This window comes from Tabrizicola aquatica (assembly GCF_002900975.1).
Lineage (GTDB): Bacteria > Pseudomonadota > Alphaproteobacteria > Rhodobacterales > Rhodobacteraceae > Tabrizicola > Tabrizicola aquatica.
Genome location: NZ_PJON01000001.1, coordinates 1,092,667 through 1,115,387, shown reverse-complemented (window position 1 = coordinate 1,115,387; position 22,721 = coordinate 1,092,667). Strand labels below are relative to the sequence as shown.

Genomic DNA, 22,721 nt, shown 5'->3' with positions numbered 1-22,721 from the left:
TATTGGCAAATTGCGCGGAACCTAAGGGCAGGGGGGCACAGGGTCAAGTCATTCGGCGAAAAGGTTTTGCAATGGGATTCAATGGCTTGGCAAAAGCGCCCCCGGTTGCGGCCGGCAGCACTTCGGGGTATTCTGCCAAACTTGGGGAAACCATGGGGAAACCAGCACATGCTTCTGCGCGACCGTCTGCAGACGGCCCTGAAAGAGGCCATGAAGGCGAAGGAGGCCGACCGGCTTTCGACGCTGCGCCTGATCAACGCCGCGATCAAGGACCGCGAGATTGCCGTCCGGGGCGAGGCCGATGCGGGAGAGGTCGGCGAGGCCGAGATCCTGCAGATCATGGGCAAGATGGTGAAGCAGCGCCAGGAATCGGCCCGCGCCTATGAAGAGGGCGGTCGGCTGGAACTGGCCGAGAAGGAGTTGGCCGAAATCGGCGTGATCCAGGAATTCCTGCCGCGCCAGATGGACCAGGCCGAGGTTCAGGCGGCGGTGGACGCCGCTGTGGCCGAGACCGGGGCTGCCAGCATCCGCGACGTGGGCAAGGTGATGGCGGCGCTGAAGGCCCGCTATACCGGCCAGATGGATTTCGGCGCGGTCGGGGCACTGGTCAAGGCGCGGCTGGGCTGACCCTTTAACCCGGGCTTGGCTCGCGTCCTGCCGCCCAGGCGATGACCAGCCAGAAGAGCGCGCGGAAGGGCAGGGCGAGCGCCGTGCGCAGTTCGACTGGCGCGCCGGTCAGGGCGGTGACGGCGAAACCCGCAAGGACGATCAGGGTGGCGGTGCCGATGGCGAGGGCAATCCCGCGAGCTGCGGGCAGCTGACCGCGCCAGAGGGCATAGGCCCCGGCCAGATAGGCAAATCCGGCCGCGGTGTTGAAGATGACCACGAAGGGAACGGCATCCCCGGCGGCGCGTTGCGCGGCCTCGGGCCCGAACAGCACAAGCCCGCCACTCAGGATTGTCAGGCCCCCGAAAAGGGCGGCGGCAAGGGCGGTGGGGCGGGTCCAGCGTGGCGCAGCTTGGGTCATGGCGGGGCCTTTCATGGGCGCTGATAGCACCCTGCACCCGCTGGCGGACGGACGCCTTGACCGGGATCAAGTCAGCGCGCGTTCAAGCGCGACTGCAACTCGTCCCGCAGGGCGACGCGTTCCTCCTCGGACAGGAAGGCACCCAGTTCCACCTCGCGCCCTTCTCCTTTCAGCGTCAGGTAGTTGGGCACCGGCCCGCCGGTCTCATGCAGGGTGACGCGCAGCCAGTAGGGGTTCGCCTCCCAGTCCTGTCTTTTGCCCCTTGGGCCGTGACGGACCAGTGTCACGCGGTCGGGTGACAGGCGCAGGTCCTCGACGATGTCGCGGTCGCGGCCGTTCTTGCGCAAGGCGAACCAGATCGCCCAGATCGCTCCAAGAAGGAACGGCAGCAGCGCCCAAAGGACGGGGCTGCCCAGGATGCCCAGCAGCGGCACGGCGATCAGCGCGGCGGTCGCGCCGATGAACCAGACAAAGCCGCGCTGGTCCAGCGACCGGTGCGGCCAGAGATGCAGGCGGTCCTCGCCGCCGTCGGGGGGAAGCCATTCGTAGGGCATGGGGGCAATCTAGTCGGCTTGCCGAGAAGGAAAAGGCGGTCTTTGTTCTGGTGACCCCAGGGATATTCCGGTGCGCAACAGTTCGGAAGGTCCGGCCCAGGCGGATCGCGGGCAGGATCGTGCCGTTGCCTTTGGCCACCGGGTGGGCCGGCTGTCGGCTATTTCGGAACGTCGGCCAGGAAGGCGGTGAAGGCGGCCTGATAGGCGGCCGGGTCCTCGGCGTAAGAGCCCAGGTGATCGGCCCCGTTCCAGAGCGTGGTGGTCGTCGCCGGGCGCGCGGCTGCCAGAGCCTCGGACGGGGCGAGGGGGACGATGCGGTCGCCGCTGCCATGCGCCAGGAACAGCGGGCCGGGGAAGGCGGCGTAGGTGGCCCCGACTTCGGCTTGGGTCAGCTCAAGTCCGGTGGTGCGCGGCAGGATCAGCGTTGCGGCCCAGGCCATCGGGCGCGGGAAGGGATTGGCGCTGATCTGGGCCAGATGGGCGAGGACGGCCGAAAAGCTGAGCGCGGGGCTGTCCAGGGCGATGGCGGACACCCGGTCGGCGTGGTCGCTTTTGGCCAGGAACTGCCCCAGCACGGCCGCGCCCATCGACTCGGCCACGATCAGGACCGGGGTCGCCTCATCGCCCGAGAGGCGCAGGACGGCGGCTTCCAGATCGGGCCATTCCTCCAGCCCGAAGGTGTAGCGGCGGTCGGGGCTGGCGGGCGCGGTGGGGTCGTTGCGATAGCTGATGAGAAGGACGGTCCAGCCAGCCGCATGAAGCATCGAGAGATGGCGGTACCCGTCCTCGCGGGCGCCGGCGATGCCGTGGACATAGATCGCACGCCCGACCTCGGGCCCGGCGGCGGGGACCAGCCAGGCTTCGGCCGGGCCAAGGGCGGTGTCGATGGTCAGGGTCTGGAAGGGCAGGGACAGGGCCTCGACCGGGGTGCCGCGATAGCCAAGCGCCAGGGGATCGGTCGGCGGCGTCGCAAGCGTGATGGCCGAGGCGATGGTCCCCACCGTCAGAAGCTGCGTGGCGGCCCGGGCCAGGAAATAACCGGTCAGCGCGATATAGCCGGTGGCCGCCACGCCAAGGATAAAAACCAGAACCAGGAACAGGCGTACCATTTCGACCCCCCAAGACAAAGGAAAAGGCCCCGGGAGCGTGGTCCCGGGGCCTTGCAGTGCGTTTCGCCTTAGTGGGCGTGCGACTTGTCCCAGTCCTCACGCTTCGGCAGCTGCTCGAACGTATGCTCGGGCGGCGGCGAAGGCAGGGTCCATTCCAGGGTATCCGCATGCTCGTTCCAGTAGTTCTTTTCGGTCACGCGGCGACCGGCGGTCAGGGTGTAGAACACGATGCCGATGAAGAACACGAACGAGGCGAAGGACAGGAAGGCGCCGATCGACGAGAACCAGTTCCAGTAGGCGAACGCCTCGGGATAGTCGATGTAGCGGCGCGGCATGCCCTGGCGACCCAGGAAGTGCTGCGGGAAGAAGGTGAGGTTCGAGCCGATGAACATCATCCAGAAGTGCAGCTTGCCCGCCCATTCCGGATACTGCCGGCCCGACATCTTGCCGATCCAGTAGTAGATGCCGGCGAAGATCCCGAACACGGCGCCCAGGCTCATCACATAGTGGAAGTGGGCCACGACATAGTAGGTGTCATGGTACGCACGGTCCACCGGCGCCTGGCTGAGGACGATCCCGGTCACGCCGCCGGCGGTGAACAGGAACAGGAAGCCGAAGGCAAACAGCATCGGCGTCTCGAACGAGACCGAACCGCCCCACATCGTCGCGATCCAGGAGAAGATCTTGATGCCGGTCGGCACCGCGATCACCATGGTCGCCAGCATGAAGTAGGACTGCTGCGTCAGGCTCATCCCAGCCGTGTACATGTGGTGCGCCCAGACGACGAAGCCGAGGACACCGATCGCCACCATCGCGTAGACCATCGGCAGATAGCCGAAGATCGGCTTGCGCGAGAAGGTCGAGATGACCTGGGAGATGATCCCGAAGGCCGGCAGGACGATGATGTAGACTTCGGGGTGGCCGAAGAACCACAGGATGTGCTGGTAAAGGACCGGGTCACCGCCGCCCGAAGGCGTGAAGAAGGTGGTGCCGAAGTTGCGGTCGGTCAGAAGCATGGTGATGGCGCCAGCCAGCACGGGCAGGGCCAGCAGGATCAGCCAGGCGGTCACGAAGATCGACCAGGCGAACAGCGGCACCTTGTGCATGGTCATGCCAGGGGCGCGCATGTTCAGGAAGGTCGTGATGATGTTGATCGCACCCAGGATCGACGAGGCGCCCGACAGGTGGACGGCGAAGATCGCGAGGTCCATCGCATAGCCGCCTTCGGCGGTGGTCGAGAGCGGCGGGTAAAGCACCCAGCCCACGCCCGCGCCGGTGCCAAGGTCGCCACCGCCGCCAGGGGCGAAAAGCGAGGCCACAGCCAGCGAGGTGCCCGCGATGTAAAGCCAGAAGGACAGGTTGTTCATCCGCGGGAAGGCCATGTCCGGCGCGCCGATCTGCAGCGGCATGAAATAGTTGCCGAAGCCGCCGAACAGCGCGGGAATGACCACGAAGAACATCATCAGGATGCCGTGGGCGGTGACGGTCACGTTCCAGAGGTGGCCGTTCGGGGTGCAGGTTGCTGCCGCGTCGGCGGCAAGGCGCATCCCCTCCTGGCACATGTACTGAACGCCCGGCTCCATTAGCTCCATCCGCATGTAGACGGTGAAGATGACCGAGATCAGGCCGACGATCCCGCCTGCGAACAGGTAGAGGATGCCGATGTCCTTGTGGTTGGTGGACATAAACCAGCGGGTGAAGAACCCGGGTCTGTCGTGCTCGTGGCCGTGAATGGCTGCGTCCGCCATAGGCTGCTCCCGCTTTGTCGTCTGTGTCTTACCTGTGACGGTCTGATCAACAGTCCGCCCGGTTCCCTTGTTCCAATGTCTTTAGCGGCGGCGAGGGCAGGTCGCAATGCATGACTTTGCCGCAGGGGGCAGAAATCGCCTTGGAAAACTGCAGGGGCGCGGCCCTGTCCGGTGCCGCGCCCCTGGGTCGGAAAGGTCGGACGCTTACTGCGCGACCGAGGCGAGGTAGGCCGCCACGTCCTCGTTGCCCGAGGCAAGCTTGAACGACATCTTCGACTTGGCTGCCGGGTCGCCAAGCGCGGTTTTCAGGTATTCCGCCGGGTTCGCGGTGTAGGCGGCCATGCTGGCCTCGTCCCACACGGCGCCGGTCGCGCCCAGGGCAGCCAGCGAATCGCCATAGGCATAGTCGGGGTCCGAGGCGACGCCCCGGCCGATCACGCCATAAAGGTTCGGGCCGGTCCGGCCGCCTTTCTGGATCTCGGTCCCGTCGGGGGCGACGATCGAGTGGCAGGCCTTGCACTTCTTGAACCCGTCCTCGCCCGCCGCGGGATCGGCCGCGAAAGCGGGGGCCGCCAGAAGGGCGGCGGCGGTGGCGAGAAGGCTGAGCGTCTTCATGGTATCCTCATGTGTCACGTGGCGGCCGCAGGCTTTGCCACGGGGTCAACATGGGGGAGGGGGGCGTTGATATGCAATAGCAACCTGACGTTATGCGCCGTCACGCCGCGCAGGATACCCCCTGGAAGCGGCGCGGGAAGGTGGCGATCAGGGCCGCGTCCAGGTCGGCCATCGTCACGGGCAGACCCAGGTCCACCAGGCTGGTCACGCCATGCTCGCGGATGCCGCAGGGCACGATGCCGTCGAAGTGGGACAGGTCCGGCTCGACGTTGATCGAGATGCCGTGAAAGCTGACCCAGCGGCGCAGCTTGATGCCGAGGGCGGCAATCTTGTCCTCGGTGGGTTTGCCGTCCGGCCCGGGCCGGTCCGGCCGCTGGACCCAGACGCCGACGCGGCCGTCGCGAATCTCTCCGGTCACGTTGAACTCGGCCAGGGTGTCGATGACCCAGCGTTCCAGCTCGCGCACGAAGCAGCGCACGTCACCGCCGCGTGCCTTGACGTCCAGCATGCAGTAGACCACCCGCTGGCCCGGCCCGTGATAGGTGTATTGCCCGCCCCGGCCCACCGGAAAGACGGGAAAGCGGTCGGGTTCGACGAGGTCCGCCGGTTTGGCCGAGGTGCCGGCGGTGTAGAGCGGCGGGTGTTCCAGCAGCCAGATCTCCTCGCCCGCGCGGCCTTCGGTCATGGCGGCGGCATGCGCCTCCATCGCGGCCAGGGTCTCGGGATAGGGGGACAGGCCCGGCAGATGCCGCCATTCGACCATTGCTGATGCCCTTCTGCTGTATGCCGCCCCGTCATGTGCGGATGTTTGCGCCGATTGCAACCGGGACCGGGCGGCGCGGGGTGCGAATCCCCCTTTTCATCGTCCGCGACTGCCGCTATCTAGCACCCGTTCCCGGCCAGACCCGATGCGGATGTGGCGGAATTGGTAGACGCGCAGCGTTGAGGTCGCTGTTCCTTAACCGGAGTGAAAGTTCGAGTCTTTTCATCCGCACCAGGGTCGCCGGGAATGATGCCAAGGGCGTGGAGGGCAACCTCCGCGCCCTTTGTTTTTGTGCGTCCCGTTGCAACCAGACGGGCTGTCTCGGTCAATCCCGGCATTGCTGAGCGAATTCCGACATGCCTCCACGACCCTGTGGCGCATTATTGCCGATTCCTGTCGTATCCAACCCGCGCTGCCGGGCAAAAGTGCGTTGCAAAGTAGGGACAGTTTCGATCTAGTCGAATCAAGTCAGAAGGCGCCCGAGCGCCCATTCCATCAGGGAGATACGGGTGACGATTGAGCCCCGCAACGACGCTTTCGTCGCGTTCGAACACGTCCAGAAAAGCTATGACGGGGTCACGCTGGTCGTGAAGGACCTGAACCTGTCCATCGGCAAGGGCGAGTTCCTGACGATGCTTGGACCCTCGGGGTCGGGCAAGACCACCTGCCTGATGATGCTGGCGGGGTTCGAGACCGCCACCCATGGCGAGATCAAGCTGGATGGCGTGAACATCAACCAGGTGCCGCCGCACAAGCGCGGGATTGGAATGGTGTTTCAGAATTACGCGCTGTTCCCGCACATGACGGTGGGGGAAAACCTGGCCTTCCCGCTGGAAGTGCGCGGCATGGGCAAGTCCGAGCGTGAGGCCAAGATCAAGCGCGCGCTGGACATGGTGCAGATGGGGGCCTTCGCCAACCGGCGGCCGGCGCAACTGTCGGGCGGCCAGCAGCAGCGGATCGCGCTGGCGCGCGCGCTGGTCTTTGACCCCAAGCTTGTCCTGATGGACGAGCCCTTGGGCGCGCTGGACAAGCAGCTGCGCGAGCATATGCAGTTCGAGATCAAGCACCTGCACGAAAACCTTGGGATCACCGTGGTTTACGTCACCCACGACCAGGGCGAGGCGCTGACCATGTCGGACCGCGTGGCGGTGTTCAACGACGGGCGCATCCAGCAACTGGCCCCGCCCGCCGACCTGTACGAACGCCCCGACAACAGCTTTGTCGCCCAGTTCATCGGCGAGAACAACAAGCTGCCCGGCACCATCGAGGAACTTGACGGCGACAAGGCTCTGGTCCGGCTTGGCACGGGCGAGTTGATCGACGCCACTGCGGTGAACGTGAAGCAGAAGGGTGACAAGACCCTGGTCTCGATCCGCCCCGAACGGGTGGAATTCAAGCCCGAGATGATGCCCCCGGGTGCCCATACCATCGAGGCCGAAGTGGTCGAGATGATCTATATGGGCGACATCCTGCGCGCGGTGCTGAAGGTCGCGGGCTCGGACGATTTCGTGATGAAGATGCGCAATACGCTGGGGCAGACCAAGCTTTCCCCCGGCCAGAAGATCAAGGTGGGCTGGCATCCGCAGGACGCCCGCGCGCTGGATCCTTGATGCCGGACTAAACCAGTCCGGCCGTTTGACAGACCAACCAGAAACAGGGAGCCTAGAATGAAGAAGACCCTCATCCTGACCACCGCTCTCGTCAGCTTCGCCTTCGCCGCGAATGCCGACGTGACGGTGATGTCCTGGGGTGGCGCCTATGGCGCGGCCCAGAACGAAGCCCATGTGAAGCCGTGGGCCGCCGCGACCGGCAATGCCACGATCATGGTCGACAGCGACAACCCCGCCCCGGCGATCAAGGCGATGGTGGAAGCCGGCAACGTCACCGTTGACGTCGCCTCGGTCGAATATGCCGATGCGATCCGCCTGTGCGACGAAGGCGTGCTGGAGCCGATCGACATCAACAGCCTGCCCGCCGCGCCCGATGGCACCCCGGCGTCCGAGGACTTCCTGGCCGGTGCGGTCACCGAATGCGGCGTGTCGACCGACATCTGGTCGAACGTCTTTGCCTATGACACCTCGAAGTTCCCCGAAGGCCCGACGACTGCCGCCGATTTCTTCGATCTGGAGAAGTTCCCCGGCAAGCGCGGGTTGAAGAAGGGCGCCAAGGCGGTGCTGGAATTCGCGCTGCTGGCCGATGGCGTGCCCGCGGCCGAGGTCTATGCCCTGCTGGACACCCCGGAAGGCGTGGACCGCGCCTTTGCCAAGCTGGACACCATCAAGTCGGACGTCGTCTGGTGGGAAGCAGGCAGCCAGGCGCCGCAGCTTCTGGCCGATGGCGAGGTTGCCATGACCACCGCCTACAACGGCCGGATCTTCGCCGCCGCGATGGACGAGGGCAAGCCCTTCCAGATCGTCTGGGACGGTCAGGTCTATGAGAACGAGATGTACGTCGTGCCGAAGGGCGCGCCGAACATGGACCTGGCGATGGAGTTCATCCGCTACGCCACCTCGACCGAGGGTCTGCGCGCCCAGGCGCAGTACATTTCCTATGGTCCGGCCCGCAAGTCCTCGTTTGCCGAGCCGATCATCTTCAAGGACGGCAAGACCGTGATGGCGCCCCACCTGCCGACCGCGCCGGAAAACCTGGGGAACGCGCTGGAAACCTCGGCCGAGTTCTGGGTCGACCATGACGCGGAACTGAACGAGCGCTTCCAGTCCTGGCTGGCGCAGTAACACCTTCCGGGCCGGGCGCAGGTGCTGCGCCCGGCCCGCCTTGCGGAAGAAAGCAGCATGGCCGACGCAGCCGAACCCCTTCTGACCACCGCAGATGGCCGCCCGCTGAGGGCTGCGCTGACGGCCGCGCAAAGCCGGGCCAAGCGCCGCGCCTTTCTGCTGGTGCTGCCGCTACTCTTGTTCGTGCTGCTGACCTTCCTGGTCCCGATCATCTACATGCTGATGCGCTCGGCCGAGCATGACGGCTTTGCCGCCTCCGCCCCCGCGCTGGTGGAGTGGTTCGGGGCAAACCCCGGTTTTGACCCGGCCAACCCGCCGGAAGCGGCCTATGCCGCCCTGGTCCAGGACCTGGCGCGGATGCAGGTCGAAAAGACCACCGGCATGGCCGGCACCCGGATCAACTATTCCGTTCCCGGTACGATCAGCCTGTTCAAGAAGGGCGCGCGTGAGGCCGCCGACCTGACCCCGCCCTACAAGGAGGCGCTGCTGGCCGTGGATGCCGACTGGGGCAAGCCGGCGCTGTGGCGCGGCATGCTGTCGGCCAGCGATGTCTACACGCCTGAGTTCTACCTGGTCGCGTCGGACATGAAGCTGACCGATGACGGCTGGGCGCGCGGGCAGGATAACGAACGGATCTACCTTTACCTATTTGGCAAGACCTTCCTGATCTCGGCCCTGATCACGGTGATCTGCCTGCTGCTGGCTTTCCCGGTCGCGCATCTCTTGGCGACGCTGCCGATGTCCAAGTCGGCGCTGTTGATGATCCTGGTGCTGTTGCCTTTCTGGACCTCGCTTCTGGTGCGGACCACGGCCTGGATCGTGCTGCTGCAAGAGCAGGGGGTGGTGAACAACCTTCTGGTCAGCGTCGGCCTGATCGACGACGACGGCCGGCTGAGCATGATGTACAACATGACCGGCACCATCGTCGCGATGACCCATGTGCTGCTGCCGTTCATGATCCTGCCGCTCTACTCGGTGATGCGGGTGATCCCGCCCAGCTATGCCCGTGCGGCGCGCAGCCTGGGGGCGACCAGCTGGACTACCTTCCGCCGGGTCTACCTGCCGCAGACGCTGCCGGGAATCGCGGCGGGCTCGCTGCTCGTCTTCATCCTGGCGGTGGGCTACTACATCACCCCCGCGCTGGTCGGGGGGGCGGATGGGCAGTTGATCAGCAACCTGATCAGCTTCCACATGACCAAATCGAACTGGTCGCTGGCCGCGGCGATTGCCGCGATGCTGCTGGCGGCGATCCTGCTTCTATACTGGGTCTATGACCGGCTGATCGGCATCGACCGGCTGAAGTTCGGCTGACGGAGGAACCTTTGGCCCTGCCCATCTACGCCTCGCCGCTGGAACGTGTCTGGCACTATACCTACATCGTGCTGTGCGCGCTGATCTTCCTGTTCCTGATCGCGCCGATCCTGGTGGTGATCCCGCTGTCCTTCAACCCGGACGCCGATTTCACCCTGGGGGTCGAGTTTCTGGACCCCTCGACCTATTCGATGCGCTGGTATGACACGCTCTTGACCCTGGGCCATCCGGCGGTCGAGGGCGCGGTGCGCGATGACGCCTGGTGGAGCGCGGTGTGGGAGCGGTCGACCTGGGTGCAAGCGGCGAAGAACTCGCTTTGGGTGGGTCTGTGGGCGACGATCCTGGCCACGACGCTGGGCACCATCGCTGCCCTGGGGCTAAGCCGCCCCGAAATGCCCTATCGCCGGTTGATCATGGCGCTTTTGATCAGCCCCATGATCGTGCCGATCATCATCATCGCGGTGGGGATGAGCTTTTTCTACGCCAAGGCCTGCGTCGCGCCGGACAGCGCGATGGCGCTGATCTTCGGCTGGATGCTGTCGGAAAAGGGCTGCCTTGCGAACTCGCATCTTGGGGTGATCGTGGCCCATGCGGTCCTGGGGATTCCCTTCGTGATCATCACGGTGACGGCGACGCTGTCGGGCTTTGACCAGTCGCTGATCCGGGCGGCGCAGTCGCTGGGCGCCAATCCGCGGACCGTGTTCTTCAAGGTGATCATGCCCCTGATCCTGCCTGGCGTGATCTCGGGCGCGCTCTTCGCCTTTGTCACCTCGTTCGACGAGGTGGTGGCGGTCCTGTTCATCGCAGGCCCCGACCAGCAGACGATCCCACGCCAGATGTTCAACGGCATCCGCGAGGCGATCAGTCCGGCGATCCTGGCGGTGGCGACGATCCTGGTGGTGATCTCGGTCCTTCTTCTGGCCACGGTCGAAGTGCTGCGACGGCGGTCCGACCGGCTGCGGGGCGTCACCGGGCGCTGACCCCCGGCTCCTCGTGCGCCTTCGGCTTCTCGTCGCGAGCGGGTTGCAACGAGAAGCCGAAGGCGCACGAGGAGCGTCAGGGCAGAAGCTGCAGCCAGACCCAGACCGTGGCGATGGACAGCCCCGTCGCCACCAGTACGGACGAGGCCGCGACCCGCTTGGCCACGCCGTAAAGGTTGGCAAAGACATAGGCATTCACCCCCGGCGCCATCGCTGCCGTCAGTACGGCCGAGCGCAGGGCCGCATCGTCCAGCGCAAAGACCTGGGTGCCAAGGACCCAGGTGATCCCCGGATGCAGCCCCAGCGAGATGGCTGACAGGACCGCGATGGCACGCAGGTCGCCCTCGGGGCGGTAGCGGAACAGGACGCCGCCCAGCCCGAACAGCGCCGCCGGCAGGGCCGCCGCGATCACCAGATCGACAGCAGACCAGGCAATGGCTGGCAGGCCCAGGCCCGAAAGATTGACCGCAAAACCGCAAAGGATGCCGATGACCAGCGGCTGCGTCAGGATCGCGCGCAGGACCTGACGGGTCAGCGCCACCGCCGACAGCCCCAACCCGCGTGAGCGGGCCAGCTCCATCAGCGTGATCCCCAGCGCGTAGAACAGCGGCGCATGGATCGAGATGATTGCAAAATTGCCCTCCAGCGCGGCGGCGCCGTAGGCGCGTTCCGTGATCGGCACGCCAAGCAGGAGCGAGTTCGAGAAGAGGCCGACGAAACCGAAGGCGATGCTGTCGGTCGCCGGGCGCCGGAACAGCAGTTTTCCGGCCAGGAACCCCGCCGCAAAACCCGACAGTGCGCCGAGGTAGAAGGAAAGCATCAGCCCCGCGTCATAAGCCCGCCCCAGATCCAGCCGCGCGATCGAGGCGAAGAGGAGCATCGGCAGCGCAAAGCCTTGCGCGAAATGCATGACACCATCGACCGAGCTGTCCTTGAACCCCAGCCAGCGCGCGGCGACATAGCCGAAACCGATGACCAGAAAGACCGGCAGAATGACGTCGAGGAGCGCGGTCATGTCCGGCCGCGACCGGGGCTTTCACATCCCCCGCGTCCATTGGTACCTGAACCAATGGCGCACGCAAAGGACGCACCCGTGGGGTATTTTCGCAAAGATGAAAGGCCGAACGTCACGGCTGGTTGTCATAGGCCACGGTCATGCCGTCGAAGGCGGGCGCGATATGGGCCGGAAGCTCGGCCCGCAGCGTCTCGTAATCCAGATCGACATGCATGTTGGTCAGGACCGCGCGGGTGGGCCGGGCGCGGGCAATCCAATCCAGCGCCAGGGCAAGATGCGCATGGGTCGGATGCGGCTTGCGGCGCAGCGCGTCGACGATCCAGCAGTCCAGGCCCTGAAGCAGCGGCCAGGACTCATCCGGGATCTCGACCGCGTCGGGCAGATAGGCGAGGGGGCCGATGCGGAAGCCAAGCGCGTCCATCGAGCCGTGTTCGGCGCGGAACGGGATCAGTGTCACGGGGCCGCCCTCGCCGGTCACGGTGACCGGGCCGTCGATCGTATGCAGGTCCAGGATCGGCGGATAGGGGCTGCCCTCGGGCTGGATGAAGGCATAGCCGAAGCGGGACAGGAGCGCCTCTTGCGTCGGGCCATCGGCCCAGACGCCCAGCCGGCGGTGCAGGTTGAACACCACCTGGCGCAGATCGTCGATGCCGTGCATGTGGTCGGCATGGCTGTGGGTGTAGACCACCCCGTCCAGCCGGCCCACGCCTGCGTCCAGAAGCTGGTCGCGCATGTCGGGCGAGGTGTCGATCAGGACGCGGGTCGCCCCGGCCTCGGTCTCGCGCGTGATCAGAAGCGAGCAACGCCGGCGGCGGTTCTTCGGGTTCGCCGGGTCGCAGTCGCCCCAGTCGCCGCCGATCCGGGGCACGCCGCCGGAAGAGCCACAGCCAAGGATGGTGAAACTCAGCCGTGCCATCAGCTGCCCCGTGCCGCGCGGGGGAAGAGCCGGTCGAAATTCGCCGTGGTGATCGCGGCGAATTCCTGCAAGCTCAGCCCGAAAACCGGGGCCATCGCGCTTGCGGTATGGGCGACATAGGCCGGCTCGTTGCGCTTGCCGCGATAGGGCGGGGGCGCCAGATAGGGGCTGTCGGTTTCCAGGATCAGCCGGTCCAGGGGCGCGCGGGCGAAGATGTCGCGCAGGTCCTGGCTTTTCGGAAAGGCGGCGATGCCGGAAATCGACAGGGTGAAGCCCATCTCCAGCGCCGCCTCGGCCAGCCGGGGGCCAGAGGAGAAGCAGTGCATGACGCAGGTGTAGGGCTTCGCCGCCATGCCTTCCGCCAGGATCGCCGCCATGTCCTCGTCCGCGTCGCGGGCGTGGATGATCAGCGGCAGGCCGGTTTCCTGCGCGGCCGCGATGTGGATGCGCAGGCTGGTCTGCTGGATCGCCTTGCTTTCGGCGGTGTAATGGTAGTCAAGGCCGGTCTCGCCGATCCCGACAAAGCGGGGATGGCGGGCGAGGGCGACAAGCTCGTCCAGCGTGGCAAGGGGTTCCTCGGCCGCGTGCATCGGGTGGGTGCCGGCGGCGTAAAAGACCTGCGGGTGCGCTTCGGCCAGGGCGCGGACCTTGGGTTCGTTCTTCAACCGGGTGCAGATCGTGACCATCCGGTTGACGCCGGCGGCGCGGGCGCGGGCGAGGACCGCATCCGTTTCGGCGGCGAGATCGGGAAAGTCGAGGTGACAGTGGCTGTCGACCAGGTCCGGGAGCTGGGGCGGAGCAAGTTCAGTGGCGGGCATTCGGCTACCTCAGGGCGAGGCTTCCCGCCGTCTCGTCGACCTTCAGGAGCATATCCATCAGAAGCGCGGCAGGGTCAAGGTTGACCGCCTTCCCGCGCCGGGCCCGTGACGACAGGCTTTGCGCCAGATCCGCCCATGCGCGGGCGGCCAGCGGGTGCGGGGCGAGGCGGTGGAGAAGCTGCGCCTCGTGCGGCGCGGCCTCGGGCGGGGTCTGACCGGTCGTGCCGCAGCGGGCGAGGCGGGCGAGGAAAAGGTCGATCAGGGTGACGATCAGGTCGAAGGTTTCGGCCGCGCCCTTTGCGGCGGCAAGGTCGGCCAGTGCCAGAGCCTGGGGGCGGTCAAGCCGGGGGAGCGTGGAGAAAAGCCGGGTCAGGGCAGTGTAAAGCTTCAGCCCGTCGAGGTTGGTCAGCCGGAACGCCTCGCCCACGGAGCCGCCGGAAAGCTCGGCCAGGGCGGTGCGGTCCTGGGGGGCGATGTCGCCGCCGGCCTGGGTCAGTGCGTCGGCAAGGTCCTGGGGGGCCAGCGGGGTCAGGCGCAGCTCGCGGCAGCGGGAGCGTATGGTCGGCAAGAGGCGAGCGGGCTGGTGGGCGATCAGGAAGAGGGTGACGTTCGGCGGGGGTTCCTCCAGCAGCTTCAGAAGCGCGTTGGCGGCGGCGGGGTTCATCTCGTCCACCGCGTCGATGATCGCGGTGCGCCGGCCGCCGTCGGCGGCAGTGAGGGCGAAGAAGCTTTTCATCTTCCGCACCTCGTCGACCGAAATGACCTGCGAGAGCGCAGTTTCCTTGTCGTTCGGCCCGCGCCGCAACAGGAAGTGGCGCGGCTCGGCCAGTTGCAGCAGGCGGCGGGCGACGGGGTGGCTGTCGGGGAGCTCCAGGCTGTCGGGCGGGGGGGCGGCGAACATGCCGCCGTCGGCTTCGGGCGTGGCGAGCAGGAACCGGGCCAGCCGCCAGGCGAGCGTCGCCTTGCCGACCCCTTTCGGGCCAGTCAGCATCCAGGCGTGGTGCAGGCGGCCGGAATTGAAGGCGCGCAGGAACTCGGCCTGCTGGTCGGCGTGGCCGAAAAACGCGCGGGTCTCGCGCGGGTGGGGGGCGCCCTCCAGGCGGTCGGGGTCGGGCAGGGGATCGGTTGCGGCCATGGAGGGAGATTGCACAGGCCGGGGGGCGGGGGGAAGGGGGGTCGTCGGGCCGGGCGGCTGTCCACGGTGGACAATCCGGGGGATGCAAGGAAAAGCAATGGCTTGGCTGCGGGCGTTCGGAATGTGTCAACCATGATCTGGGCGAGCATCGGCCCGGGTTGGCGACCCATGAGAGAGTCGGTTGACCGGGCGATCGTGCGGCGGCAGGCTGGCTGGCGCCGGGGGCCGCAGTGCCTGTCCAGTTAAGCGCCGCTAGCCGGAGGGGCCATGCAACCCAGAATCTCGCTGATCACGCTGGGCGTCTCGGACCTGGAGCGGGCGGTTGCCTTCTATCGGGACGGGCTTGGGCTGCCGACGGAAGGGATCGTCGGTCGTGAGTTCGCACACGGGGCGGTGGCCTTCTTTCCCTTGGCCGGTGGCCTGCAACTGGCCCTGTGGGCGCAGGCCGACCTGGCGCATGACACCGGGTTGGAGCCGCGCCCGGTCAGCCCGACCGGCTTTGCCCTGGCGCATAACGTGTCAACGCGGGCGGAGGTCGATGCGCTGATGGCGGATGCCGAGCAGGCCGGGGCGGTTATGGTGAAGCGGCCGGGGGCGACGTTCTATGGCGGCTATGCCGGATACTTCCAGGACCTGGACGGGCATTTGTGGGAGATCGCCTGGAACCCCGCAATGCTGCCAGAGTGAGGGGAAGGGTGGGTGAATCACCACCCTACGCCCGCGCGGATCTGCGACCGGCTGAGTTTCCGAGCGACTCGGAACGTCTTGGCCTGCGGCGCGGCGGGCACACGGCAGGATGCTGATGGAACGCGGGGATTGGGTGGGCGGATCGCCCACCTTACGCCCGTGGGGGTGCCGAGGCGGGATTTCGGGTTGAGGAGGGAGGGGACAGAGCGGCGCGGCTTGGGTGCGGCCGTGGGACTGCGGGATGCTGATGAAGCGCGGGGGTAGGGTGGGCGGATCGCCCACCTTCCGCTTGCAGTTTGACCCCGGTCACAGGCCGTAAGGATGCGTGCCCTCTTACCCAGGGCCGCTGGGGATCAGCGGCTGGTGAGGTGTGGGGCGACCGACGACCAGACACGGGCCGCGACGGTGTCGGGGTCGGCGTCGGCGTCGATCAGGGCAAAGCGCGGGTGGCGGGCGGCCAGCGCCAGGAACCCGGCCCGGGCCTTCTGCTGGAAGGCGAGGCCCATATCCTCGAACCGCAACTCGGCCCCGGCGCGGGCGGTGGCGCGGGCGAGGCCCACGGCTGGGTCGAGGTCGAAGAGGAGGGTCAGGTCCGGCTCGACCCCGATCATCAACTCGTGCAGACGGTCGACCGTCTCGGTCAGGTCGCCCCGCGTGATGCCCTGGAAGATGCGCGTGCTGTCGGCAAAACGGTCGGTGATCACGATCTCGCCCCGGGCCAGGGCCGGGCGGATGGCCTTTTCCAGATGGTCGCGGCGGGCGGCGGTGAAGAGAAGGATCTCGGTCTCGGCCGACCAGCGGTCGGTGGCGCCTTCCAGGACCAGGCGGCGAATCTCTTCGGCGCCGGGGCTGCCGCCAGGTTCGCGCGTCAGGGTGACGGCGTGACCGGCCTGCCGCAGGCGGTCGGCCAGCAAGCGGCCTTGCGTGGACTTGCCCGAGCCGTCGATGCCTTCCAGGCTGAGGAAGAATCCGGCCATTCAGCTGGCCGGCGACCCGAAATATTGCGCGTAAAGCGCCCGGGCGGCGGTGGTCAGCCGCTTGGTGAAGCCGGCGGTGCCGATGTCGGCCTCGGCCACCAGGGGGAAGCGGCGGTCGGGCAGGTCGGGGACATGGATCACCAGTTCTGCCACCGCAGTGCCGGCCTTGACCGGGGCGAGAAGCGGGCCGTTGTAGACGACTTCGGCGGTCACGCTGTCCTGCACCAGGGCCGGGACCAGCAGGCGCACATCCTCGGCCGGGACCAGGCCCACGGTGTCGGCGGCGCCAAGATGCACCTCGGCCTCGGCCACGCGGACGGCGGCCTTGGCCACGGTCTTTTCCGAGAACTGCCGGAAGGCCCAGGCGACGATGCGCTCGGATTCCTCGGCGCGGGCCTGTTCGCTGGGCAGGCCGGTGATGACGAAGATCACCCGGCGGTCGCCCTGCTTGGCGCTGCCGACCAGGCCATAGCCGGCCTCTTGCGTGTGGCCGGTCTTGAGGCCATCGGCGCCGACGCCCAGTTCCAGCAGCGGGTTGCGGTTGCGGGCGTTGGCCGGGGCGCGGTCCATGAAGTTGAACTCGGTCTCGGCGAAGATCGGATAGTATTCGGGGAAATCCTCGATCAGGTGCTGGGCCAGGATGCCAAGGTCGCGCATCGACATGCGGTGGTCCGGGGCGGGCCAGCCCGAGGAATTGGCGAAGGTCGAGTTCATCATCCCCAGCGCGCGGGCGCGTTCGGTCATCTGGGCCGAGAACGCCTCTTCGGTGCCCGCCAAACCTTCGGCCACGACGACGCAGGCGTCATTGCCCGAGTTCACGATCATGCCGCGGATCAGGTCATCGACCGTCGGCCGGTCGGTTTCCTGCAGGAACATGGTGGAGCCGCCCATGGCGGTGGCGTTGGAGGAGACGGCGAATTCGGTCTCCATCGTGACGCGGCCGTCGCGGAGGGCCTCGAACAGCATGTTGATCGTCATCAGCTTGGACATCGAGGCGGGGGGCAGGGGCTCGTCCGCGTTCTTGTCCATCAGCACGGTGCCCGTGGTCATGTCATAGACCCAGGCGGCGGTGGCGGCCGTCTCGAAGGCGCGGGCGGGCAGGGCGGCCAGCGCAAGGGCGAAGAGGATCAGGACGGGACGCAGGCGGTGCAGCATGGGCAGGCTTTCTATTGCAGGAAGAAGGCGTCGGCGAACCCGGCGGCCTTGATCTTGTCCAGAAGGGCAGCGTCGCCGACGGCGACCACGCCCCAGACCGCCTTGCCGTCACGTTCGGACTTCTGCGGCTGGGCGGTGATGCCGATCTTGGCCAGCGCCTCGGTCGCGCGGCGGGCGTTTTCCTCTTTCGAGAAGGATGCGACCTGGATCGGGCGGCCGCCCGTCGCGGCAGCGGGGGCCTCGGGGGCGGGAGGCGCTTCGGCAGCAGCCTTGGCGGCGGCGGCAGCGGCGGCCTCTTCGGCGCGGATCTGGCGGCGGGTCTTTTTCTCGGGCGCCGGTGCGGTCCCGGCGGCCACTTCGGGCGCACGGGCGTCCAGCGGAGCGGTCTCGATGGCCGCGACGGTGCCCGCTGCGGGATCGACAGCGTCGGTTCCGGCGGCGGCCGGATCGGTGGCAGCACCGGCCGCAGCGGCAGCCTTGGCAGCTTTCTCGGCCTCGCGCTTGGCTTTCGCCTCGGCCCGGCGCTCGGCCCAGGTCTTGCGCCTGGGCGGTTCGGCCGGGGTCGCAGCGACAGCCGCGTCGGATGCGGCGACAGCTGCGTCGGGGGCCGCGTCGGCTGTTGCATCCAAAGCTGCGGCAGCCAGTGCGGCAGTCTCTTGCACGGCCGGGTCCGTGGGGGTTGCGCCTTCGGCGACGGCTGGGTCGGCAACCGGGGCTTCAGCCGGGGCCGCGACCTCTTCCTTGCGCAGGGCCGTCACGCGCAGCTCGGTCGGTTGGCCGGCAAGGATGCCCAACGCCTCGGCCGCGTCGGAGGAGATCTGCAACGTCGGGCCGGGATTGTCCCGCTCACGCCGGAAGAGCGCGCCGGTGACCGACTTGCCGGTGGCCGGGTTGAACATCACCACCCGCTCGGGGTCGGTGGCATCGGGCGACGCGATCCAGATGCCGCCCAGCGAGGGCCGGCCATCCCAGAGCGCGCTGTCGGTGACCTGAAAGACATCGGGTGCCTCGACCTCGCGCGATCCGCCGCGCATGGCACTGGGGCTTGCCGCAGTACCGGCGGACGTGCCGCCCGACCCGTCGCTGCCCCCTCCTGGAACACAGCCCATCAACAAGGCGGTGGTGGACAGAGTGAATGCGAAATGCCGGAATGCCGCTCGTGCCATGGTCCGCCCTTGATCTGACGCGGTCTGCGTGCCGCGTTTCCTGTTCCTGTCGCACCGAGGGGCTTTTGCCCGGACTGTTTCCGCCCTTGCCCGCTGCGACAACGCCTGCCTTGCGCGGGAACATACCGGCTTTGGCATCCGGTGGGAAGGCCCGAGCGAAACTCCGCCTGTCACGATCAGCGGAAATCGCCGCTGCGGTTCTCTTTCAGAATCAATCGGCACCGCGTATGGCGCTTCTTGTCGGAGGAGTGGCGGAGTGGTCTATCGCACCGGTCTTGAAAACCGACGCAGGGGGAACCCTGCCGTGGGTTCGAATCCCACCTCCTCCGCCACTTGCCCTTGAGAAAGCGTTCTCCCGATCCGGCTGCGGACGGATTTTTCCGTTGTTTTCGGGGGTTATGCGGGTGTGGCTGAGCACTGGCCTTGGCGCAACGAGGCCCGAAAGCGGTCTCCCAGAGCCGATATTCTCCGGACCTCATGACTGCGACGATTTGGTGAATTTCTGCAAGCGCATGAAAAATAACAGGTATTTTTGCTCTGGCCTAAGCAGTTCGACCGCAGTCGCCTTACCAGATGGTACACAAATCGAGCATATACCCAAGGCGCCAGCGAGGCAAATCAGTCTATCCCGGTTAGAAGAGCACTGCGTTACCCTTGGCGTCGATACGAACCGCTGATCCAACTCTTGCATAAACCGTTGACGTCATTGAAAAACGACCACGTAGTTGCTGCGCGTGGCCAGCGTCAAGAAGTGTAAATGCGGCAGACTCAGCTGGTCCCTGTGCCGACAGGCCTGCACCGATCATCAACCCGCCAACCTCAGTGAGAAAGTAGCGGTCATGGAAGTCCTCGCCTCCCGGAATCGCAGCCCATTCATATAGCTCCAAGATAAAGCCTGGGGGGAGGATTCCGTTCGTCTGAGCCGGCGCATCACGCGCGAGGATATGGTCCGGAGGGCGAGAGACATGAGACCGAAAATGCACCCTAATCACTTTCGCTGCGGGTGCTGCGACGGCGAGTTTGGCAAGTAGTGCTGCCAATGGGCCGATGTAATCGCCTTTGGCGGGCCGCAGATCGAAGAATGGATCCACTATGTCAATTTCGCGAGCAACCACAGATAGAACCAGCAGAGCGTCAGCGATTTCGTTGGCCGTCCTTGCGACATTACGACTGATCGGTGCCCCAAACAAGACGCTTTCATCAGAACAGTCGTCGGGAACTAGGGACTCGGCGCATGGTTTTGCCCCATCACGGTAGATTATAGCGCGGAACGGTCTCCGCCCATGCTCGCGGACAGCGTTTTCGATCCAGTCCGCATCTGGATTGTAACTTCGGCCAAAATCAGCCATCTTGAACCTAGATCTACTCAAACGTTCAACGATGCTTGCCATGCGAATATCCGGTACGCCTGAAGCTTTCGCTTCTTGGATAACCTTCTTCTCCCACTTACTCGGCAGGCGTGAGATAAGGCGACCTTTATCAACCCCAAACTTTTCGATCAGGAATAGAAACGTTTTCCAGTCCGCACCAATTGCTGCAGGTTCCACCGCGTATTCGGAGAGCATCAGAACAGCTCCTCGGCGCGTTCTTCAAAGAAGCCTTTCGGCCAGCGGTCGATGAATTCTCCTTCCCGATCAACACGCAGCGGCCGAAATCGTACGCCGTCATCGCAGCTTTCGACGTAGATCACCGATAGGTCATTCGGCGAAAGGCCGATCACACCTGGCGGCACCTCATTTTCGGTCACCTCCCGGATGCGCCGAAGCAAGCGCAGCATAATATGTTCGCTGTGGGTTTCGACAAGCAGGGTCTTACCCGCACCAATGACGCTTTCGCTCGGCTGCACTGCGTGGATGAACAGATCGCCAAGGCCAACTTGAATCGCGGGATGGACGTGTAGTTCGGGCTGCTCGATCGCGAGAATGCCCTGTTGGTTTCGAAGGCAACTGACGATCACCGGGATCATCTGCGAAATACCGACTCCCACGTCACTTGGCGCGACGATGATGCCCTTTTCGAAATCACGCAGAGCGATCTCGGAACGTCCGCCAAGCGTTGCGTAAAGTTCTTGCAGCTCTCCGAGATCATCTTCGGAAAGCCCGCGATCGAAAAGCTGGTGAAATCGGCTGGGAACGGGAACTTCCCGGAATTGGAACTTCTCTAGACGATAGCCGGTTTTCAGCCGCTCTTCGCCACCGAGCCATGCATTGACTTCTTCCAGCAGCTTGCCCGCCGTATCGCTATAAAGAAGATCCCACGCCGCCAATCCCTGCGCCCACCGCGATTCATCTGGTGAACGGCGCGGGCGATACCTTCTACCTGGGATTTCACGTAGCGGGCCAATGTAGGTCATAGCATTGAGATAGTCTCGAACGATCCTCGCAGGCCCAAGAACCAGTTCGTCAAGCAGATCAGATAGTGCCTTCCGTCGCCCAAGCTCAATGTCGATCGCACGTCTGGTTTTTCCCATACTGGGGGTCCGTAGGAACTCTGGTAAATCGTCGGAAGCGGCTTGCACATCTTCCGGTTCAACGTCTCGCAGGTCCAGCTTTAGCGGAGTGTCAAGAGCAGGCAATGCGCCCAATCGCGTATCGACTGCAATGGCATAGACGGAATCTTGCCCGGTGAGTTCCGATCCATCGTGGATGTCGGTGAACCGCACCGGTTTGTAGCTCGCGAGTTCTTGGACCAACTGTGCCCTGATGGCCTTTGGGATTTTCTGACCCATCTTTTGGACTCGCGTCGAGGAAAGATCGATTGATGCCATATCCCGCGAGAGCTCAGCGATCTCTCTTTTCAACTGTGTGTCAAAGTCCGGCTTTTCACCATCATCGGCCTCGGAAAGCTCAAAAAGTTCAGGCTGGGCAGGTTCGGCGAGTAAAGGGTGGTCAAATTGAAAATTGCACAGCCGGGCTCGGCCAGGCTGTGCAGGGGACAGGATTTCGGCGACCTGGCGACCATTCATGTCAACGGTCAAACGAGAGATAAAGGGACCTCCAATTAGTTCGCTCCATTGAACTTCCAGCCCCAGAGCTATGGTCTTAACGAAAGCGCTTTCTTGAGATTCTGCATATTCGCCAAGAAGATATCGTAGTCCGAGATTCGCGAAATCTGGATCGCGAAGGCTTCCGCCAGAGTTTAGTGGCAGGCGCTCGCTGCCTTGATCATCTTGTAAGTCTATACACACCTTCAGCTTGATTTCACGATTGAGGTCGTGACCGTGAACCAGCGCCGCAAACCCGCCGAGATCGATCAGCCCTCCGGCGATGGTCTGGTCCGGGTCTGCGTTCCCGCGCTCAAGAATTTCACGCAGGTAGTGGAGCGATTGTAGGATCGTGCTCTTCCCGGCACTGTTCGGGCCGAAGAGCAACGTGATCGGTTTGAGGTCGACAACTTGCCTGCTGCCGATCCCTTTGAAGTTCTCGATTTCGATTCTTGCTAGTCTCATGATTCAATCCGCCCTAAGCCCGAAAAGTGTTCGGCGAATGCATTCCGAACCGCTTCCCACTGGGCGGCATCGTATTGCTTCTTGCTGTGGACCACGTTCAACACCGGATGACCGGCCTCCACCAGCGCATCCCGCAACTTCCTTTCCAGCGCGGCCATCTGGTCGCGCACCGGTGTGTGCAGCAGCATCTGATCGGCACGGAGCTGCTCCTTGGTCATGCCGATTTCCGGAAAGATCGGGCCATAAGAAAACAGGTCGAAATGCCCACAGCTTTCCGGCTTCACCCCCGCCTCGGTTAGCAGCCGTCGTAGACTGTTCTGGGCCTTTGAGAAGCCGAGGTGCTGGCCCATGCGGGTGTAGGGGGCCGTGGCATGGGGGCTGCTGCTGTCACCGGTGCGTCCCACATACAGCCGCTCCCCCTTGGGGGTCTGTACCCGCCAGACATAGAGCCAGAACCCCCGCTGGAGCATCGGGCCTGGAAGCGTCAGGCGGTGCAGACTGGCGGTCGTGGTGGCATTGCCGGAGGTCTGATCGTCCGTGTGGGGCTGGGTGCTCATGCCAT

General features: G+C 65.3%; 22 protein-coding genes and 2 tRNA genes. 8 read left to right on the top strand and 16 right to left on the bottom strand.

The window, feature by feature from the left end; translation table 11 throughout:
- Positions 1-168: 168 nt before the first annotated feature.
- Entirely contained in the window at positions 169-627 is a 459-nt protein-coding gene (locus CXR42_RS05430) for a GatB/YqeY domain-containing protein (protein ID WP_103256432.1), read from the top strand.
- Between the two features lie 4 nt (positions 628-631).
- Here the strand turns inward: CXR42_RS05430 and CXR42_RS05425 are convergent, their stop codons facing one another.
- The 6 genes from CXR42_RS05425 to lipB all read right to left on the bottom strand — a co-directional run bounded on the left by CXR42_RS05425 (position 632) and on the right by lipB (position 5,876).
- Positions 632-1,027 carry a hypothetical protein gene (locus CXR42_RS05425; RefSeq protein WP_180995970.1) on the bottom strand — a complete coding sequence of 132 codons (396 nt, stop codon included), beginning with the start codon at positions 1,025-1,027 and terminating at the stop codon, positions 632-634.
- 71 nt (positions 1,028-1,098) lie between these two features.
- Entirely contained in the window at positions 1,099-1,581 is a 483-nt protein-coding gene (locus tag CXR42_RS05420) for a DUF2244 domain-containing protein (RefSeq protein WP_103256431.1), read from the bottom strand.
- 158 nt (positions 1,582-1,739) lie between these two features.
- On the bottom strand, positions 1,740-2,690 hold the full coding sequence (locus CXR42_RS05415) for an alpha/beta hydrolase (RefSeq protein ID WP_103256430.1): 951 nt from the start codon (positions 2,688-2,690) through the stop codon (positions 1,740-1,742).
- A 68-nt stretch (positions 2,691-2,758) separates the two neighbouring features.
- On the bottom strand, positions 2,759-4,438 hold the full coding sequence (gene ctaD / locus CXR42_RS05410) for a cytochrome c oxidase subunit I (RefSeq protein WP_103256429.1): 1,680 nt from the start codon (positions 4,436-4,438) through the stop codon (positions 2,759-2,761).
- A 204-nt stretch (positions 4,439-4,642) separates the two neighbouring features.
- On the bottom strand, positions 4,643-5,053 hold the full coding sequence (locus tag CXR42_RS05405; protein ID WP_103256428.1) for a c-type cytochrome: 411 nt from the start codon (positions 5,051-5,053) through the stop codon (positions 4,643-4,645).
- Positions 5,054-5,153: 100 nt separating this feature from the next.
- Complete coding sequence (gene lipB / locus CXR42_RS05400; RefSeq protein WP_281256709.1) at positions 5,154-5,876, bottom strand: lipoyl(octanoyl) transferase LipB; 723 nt, start codon at positions 5,874-5,876, stop codon at positions 5,154-5,156.
- Between the two features lie 87 nt (positions 5,877-5,963).
- Here lipB and CXR42_RS05395 point away from each other — a divergent pair.
- From CXR42_RS05395 to CXR42_RS05375, 5 genes are all read left to right on the top strand, one after another.
- Positions 5,964-6,050, top strand: a tRNA-Leu gene (locus CXR42_RS05395).
- Positions 6,051-6,325: 275 nt separating this feature from the next.
- Positions 6,326-7,426, top strand: a complete 1,101-nt coding sequence (locus CXR42_RS05390) for an ABC transporter ATP-binding protein (protein ID WP_103256426.1) — start codon at positions 6,326-6,328, stop codon at positions 7,424-7,426.
- A 57-nt stretch (positions 7,427-7,483) separates the two neighbouring features.
- Positions 7,484-8,551 carry an ABC transporter substrate-binding protein gene (locus CXR42_RS05385; RefSeq protein WP_103256425.1) on the top strand — a complete coding sequence of 356 codons (1,068 nt, stop codon included), beginning with the start codon at positions 7,484-7,486 and terminating at the stop codon, positions 8,549-8,551.
- Between the two features lie 57 nt (positions 8,552-8,608).
- Entirely contained in the window at positions 8,609-9,862 is a 1,254-nt protein-coding gene (locus CXR42_RS05380; protein ID WP_103257040.1) for an ABC transporter permease, read from the top strand.
- Positions 9,863-9,873: 11 nt separating this feature from the next.
- A complete protein-coding gene (locus tag CXR42_RS05375) occupies positions 9,874-10,842 on the top strand; it encodes an ABC transporter permease (protein WP_103256424.1) in 969 nt (322 codons plus the stop codon).
- 76 nt (positions 10,843-10,918) lie between these two features.
- Here the strand turns inward: CXR42_RS05375 and CXR42_RS05370 are convergent, their stop codons facing one another.
- The 4 genes from CXR42_RS05370 to CXR42_RS05355 form a co-directional block, all read right to left on the bottom strand.
- The gene (locus tag CXR42_RS05370; protein ID WP_103256423.1) at positions 10,919-11,857 is read right to left on the bottom strand and encodes an AEC family transporter; all 939 of its coding nucleotides are present in this window, start codon (positions 11,855-11,857) and stop codon (positions 10,919-10,921) included.
- Between the two features lie 112 nt (positions 11,858-11,969).
- Positions 11,970-12,773, bottom strand: coding sequence for an MBL fold metallo-hydrolase (locus tag CXR42_RS05365; RefSeq protein WP_103256422.1), 804 nt, complete (start codon positions 12,771-12,773; stop codon positions 11,970-11,972).
- Positions 12,773-13,591, bottom strand: coding sequence for a TatD family hydrolase (locus tag CXR42_RS05360; protein WP_103256421.1), 819 nt, complete (start codon positions 13,589-13,591; stop codon positions 12,773-12,775). The genes CXR42_RS05365 and CXR42_RS05360 overlap by 1 nt, the downstream gene beginning before the upstream one ends.
- A gap of 4 nt (positions 13,592-13,595) precedes the next feature.
- Complete coding sequence (locus tag CXR42_RS05355) at positions 13,596-14,726, bottom strand: DNA polymerase III subunit delta' (protein WP_103256420.1); 1,131 nt, start codon at positions 14,724-14,726, stop codon at positions 13,596-13,598.
- Between the two features lie 267 nt (positions 14,727-14,993).
- Between CXR42_RS05355 and CXR42_RS05350 the strand changes: the two genes are divergently transcribed.
- Positions 14,994-15,413, top strand: coding sequence for a VOC family protein (locus tag CXR42_RS05350; RefSeq protein WP_103256419.1), 420 nt, complete (start codon positions 14,994-14,996; stop codon positions 15,411-15,413).
- 353 nt (positions 15,414-15,766) lie between these two features.
- Here CXR42_RS05350 and tmk read toward each other — a convergent pair whose 3' ends face one another.
- From tmk to CXR42_RS19960, 3 genes are read right to left on the bottom strand one after another with little or no spacing between them, the layout of a single operon-like run.
- Positions 15,767-16,390, bottom strand: a complete 624-nt coding sequence (gene tmk / locus CXR42_RS05345; RefSeq protein ID WP_103256418.1) for a dTMP kinase — start codon at positions 16,388-16,390, stop codon at positions 15,767-15,769.
- On the bottom strand, positions 16,391-17,545 hold the full coding sequence (locus CXR42_RS05340) for a D-alanyl-D-alanine carboxypeptidase family protein (protein WP_103256417.1): 1,155 nt from the start codon (positions 17,543-17,545) through the stop codon (positions 16,391-16,393).
- Between the two features lie 11 nt (positions 17,546-17,556).
- A complete protein-coding gene (locus CXR42_RS19960; RefSeq protein WP_146038004.1) occupies positions 17,557-18,711 on the bottom strand; it encodes an SPOR domain-containing protein in 1,155 nt (384 codons plus the stop codon).
- A gap of 242 nt (positions 18,712-18,953) precedes the next feature.
- On the opposite strand from CXR42_RS19960, the gene CXR42_RS05330 reads away from it, so the two are divergent.
- Positions 18,954-19,043, top strand: a tRNA-Ser gene (locus CXR42_RS05330).
- Between the two features lie 300 nt (positions 19,044-19,343).
- Here the strand turns inward: CXR42_RS05330 and CXR42_RS19280 are convergent.
- The 3 genes from CXR42_RS19280 to CXR42_RS05320 are packed head-to-tail and all read right to left on the bottom strand — an operon-like array spanning position 19,344 to position 22,716.
- Complete coding sequence (locus CXR42_RS19280) at positions 19,344-20,276, bottom strand: hypothetical protein (RefSeq protein WP_146038003.1); 933 nt, start codon at positions 20,274-20,276, stop codon at positions 19,344-19,346.
- Positions 20,276-22,159, bottom strand: a complete 1,884-nt coding sequence (locus CXR42_RS05325; protein WP_103256416.1) for an AAA family ATPase — start codon at positions 22,157-22,159, stop codon at positions 20,276-20,278. The genes CXR42_RS19280 and CXR42_RS05325 overlap by 1 nt, the downstream gene beginning before the upstream one ends.
- Positions 22,156-22,716 (bottom strand): hypothetical protein, encoded by a 561-nt coding sequence (locus CXR42_RS05320; RefSeq protein WP_219727920.1) that lies wholly within the window; start codon positions 22,714-22,716, stop codon positions 22,156-22,158. The genes CXR42_RS05325 and CXR42_RS05320 overlap by 4 nt, the downstream gene beginning before the upstream one ends.
- Positions 22,717-22,721 lie beyond the last annotated feature (5 nt).

Bases quoted from the DNA above. Each gene is read 5' to 3' on its own strand.
- CXR42_RS05430 (WP_103256432.1), top strand. From the start codon at position 169: ATGCTTCTGCGCGACCGTCTGCAGACGGCCCTGAAAGAGGCCATGAAG.
- CXR42_RS05425 (WP_180995970.1), bottom strand. From the start codon at position 1,027: ATGACCCAAGCTGCGCCACGCTGGACCCGCCCCACCGCCCTTGCCGCC.
- CXR42_RS05420 (WP_103256431.1), bottom strand. From the start codon at position 1,581: ATGCCCTACGAATGGCTTCCCCCCGACGGCGGCGAGGACCGCCTGCAT.
- CXR42_RS05415 (WP_103256430.1), bottom strand. From the start codon at position 2,690: ATGGTACGCCTGTTCCTGGTTCTGGTTTTTATCCTTGGCGTGGCGGCC.
- ctaD (WP_103256429.1), bottom strand. From the start codon at position 4,438: ATGGCGGACGCAGCCATTCACGGCCACGAGCACGACAGACCCGGGTTC.
- CXR42_RS05405 (WP_103256428.1), bottom strand. From the start codon at position 5,053: ATGAAGACGCTCAGCCTTCTCGCCACCGCCGCCGCCCTTCTGGCGGCC.
- CXR42_RS05385 (WP_103256425.1), top strand. From the start codon at position 7,484: ATGAAGAAGACCCTCATCCTGACCACCGCTCTCGTCAGCTTCGCCTTC.
- CXR42_RS05380 (WP_103257040.1), top strand. From the start codon at position 8,609: ATGGCCGACGCAGCCGAACCCCTTCTGACCACCGCAGATGGCCGCCCG.
- CXR42_RS05370 (WP_103256423.1), bottom strand. From the start codon at position 11,857: ATGACCGCGCTCCTCGACGTCATTCTGCCGGTCTTTCTGGTCATCGGT.
- CXR42_RS05365 (WP_103256422.1), bottom strand. From the start codon at position 12,773: ATGGCACGGCTGAGTTTCACCATCCTTGGCTGTGGCTCTTCCGGCGGC.
- CXR42_RS05360 (WP_103256421.1), bottom strand. From the start codon at position 13,591: ATGCCCGCCACTGAACTTGCTCCGCCCCAGCTCCCGGACCTGGTCGAC.
- CXR42_RS05355 (WP_103256420.1), bottom strand. From the start codon at position 14,726: ATGGCCGCAACCGATCCCCTGCCCGACCCCGACCGCCTGGAGGGCGCC.
- CXR42_RS05350 (WP_103256419.1), top strand. From the start codon at position 14,994: ATGCAACCCAGAATCTCGCTGATCACGCTGGGCGTCTCGGACCTGGAG.
- tmk (WP_103256418.1), bottom strand. From the start codon at position 16,390: ATGGCCGGATTCTTCCTCAGCCTGGAAGGCATCGACGGCTCGGGCAAG.
- CXR42_RS05340 (WP_103256417.1), bottom strand. From the start codon at position 17,545: ATGCTGCACCGCCTGCGTCCCGTCCTGATCCTCTTCGCCCTTGCGCTG.
- CXR42_RS19960 (WP_146038004.1), bottom strand. From the start codon at position 18,711: ATGGCACGAGCGGCATTCCGGCATTTCGCATTCACTCTGTCCACCACC.
- CXR42_RS19280 (WP_146038003.1), bottom strand. From the start codon at position 20,276: ATGCTCTCCGAATACGCGGTGGAACCTGCAGCAATTGGTGCGGACTGG.
- CXR42_RS05325 (WP_103256416.1), bottom strand. From the start codon at position 22,159: ATGAGACTAGCAAGAATCGAAATCGAGAACTTCAAAGGGATCGGCAGC.
- CXR42_RS05320 (WP_219727920.1), bottom strand. From the start codon at position 22,716: ATGAGCACCCAGCCCCACACGGACGATCAGACCTCCGGCAATGCCACC.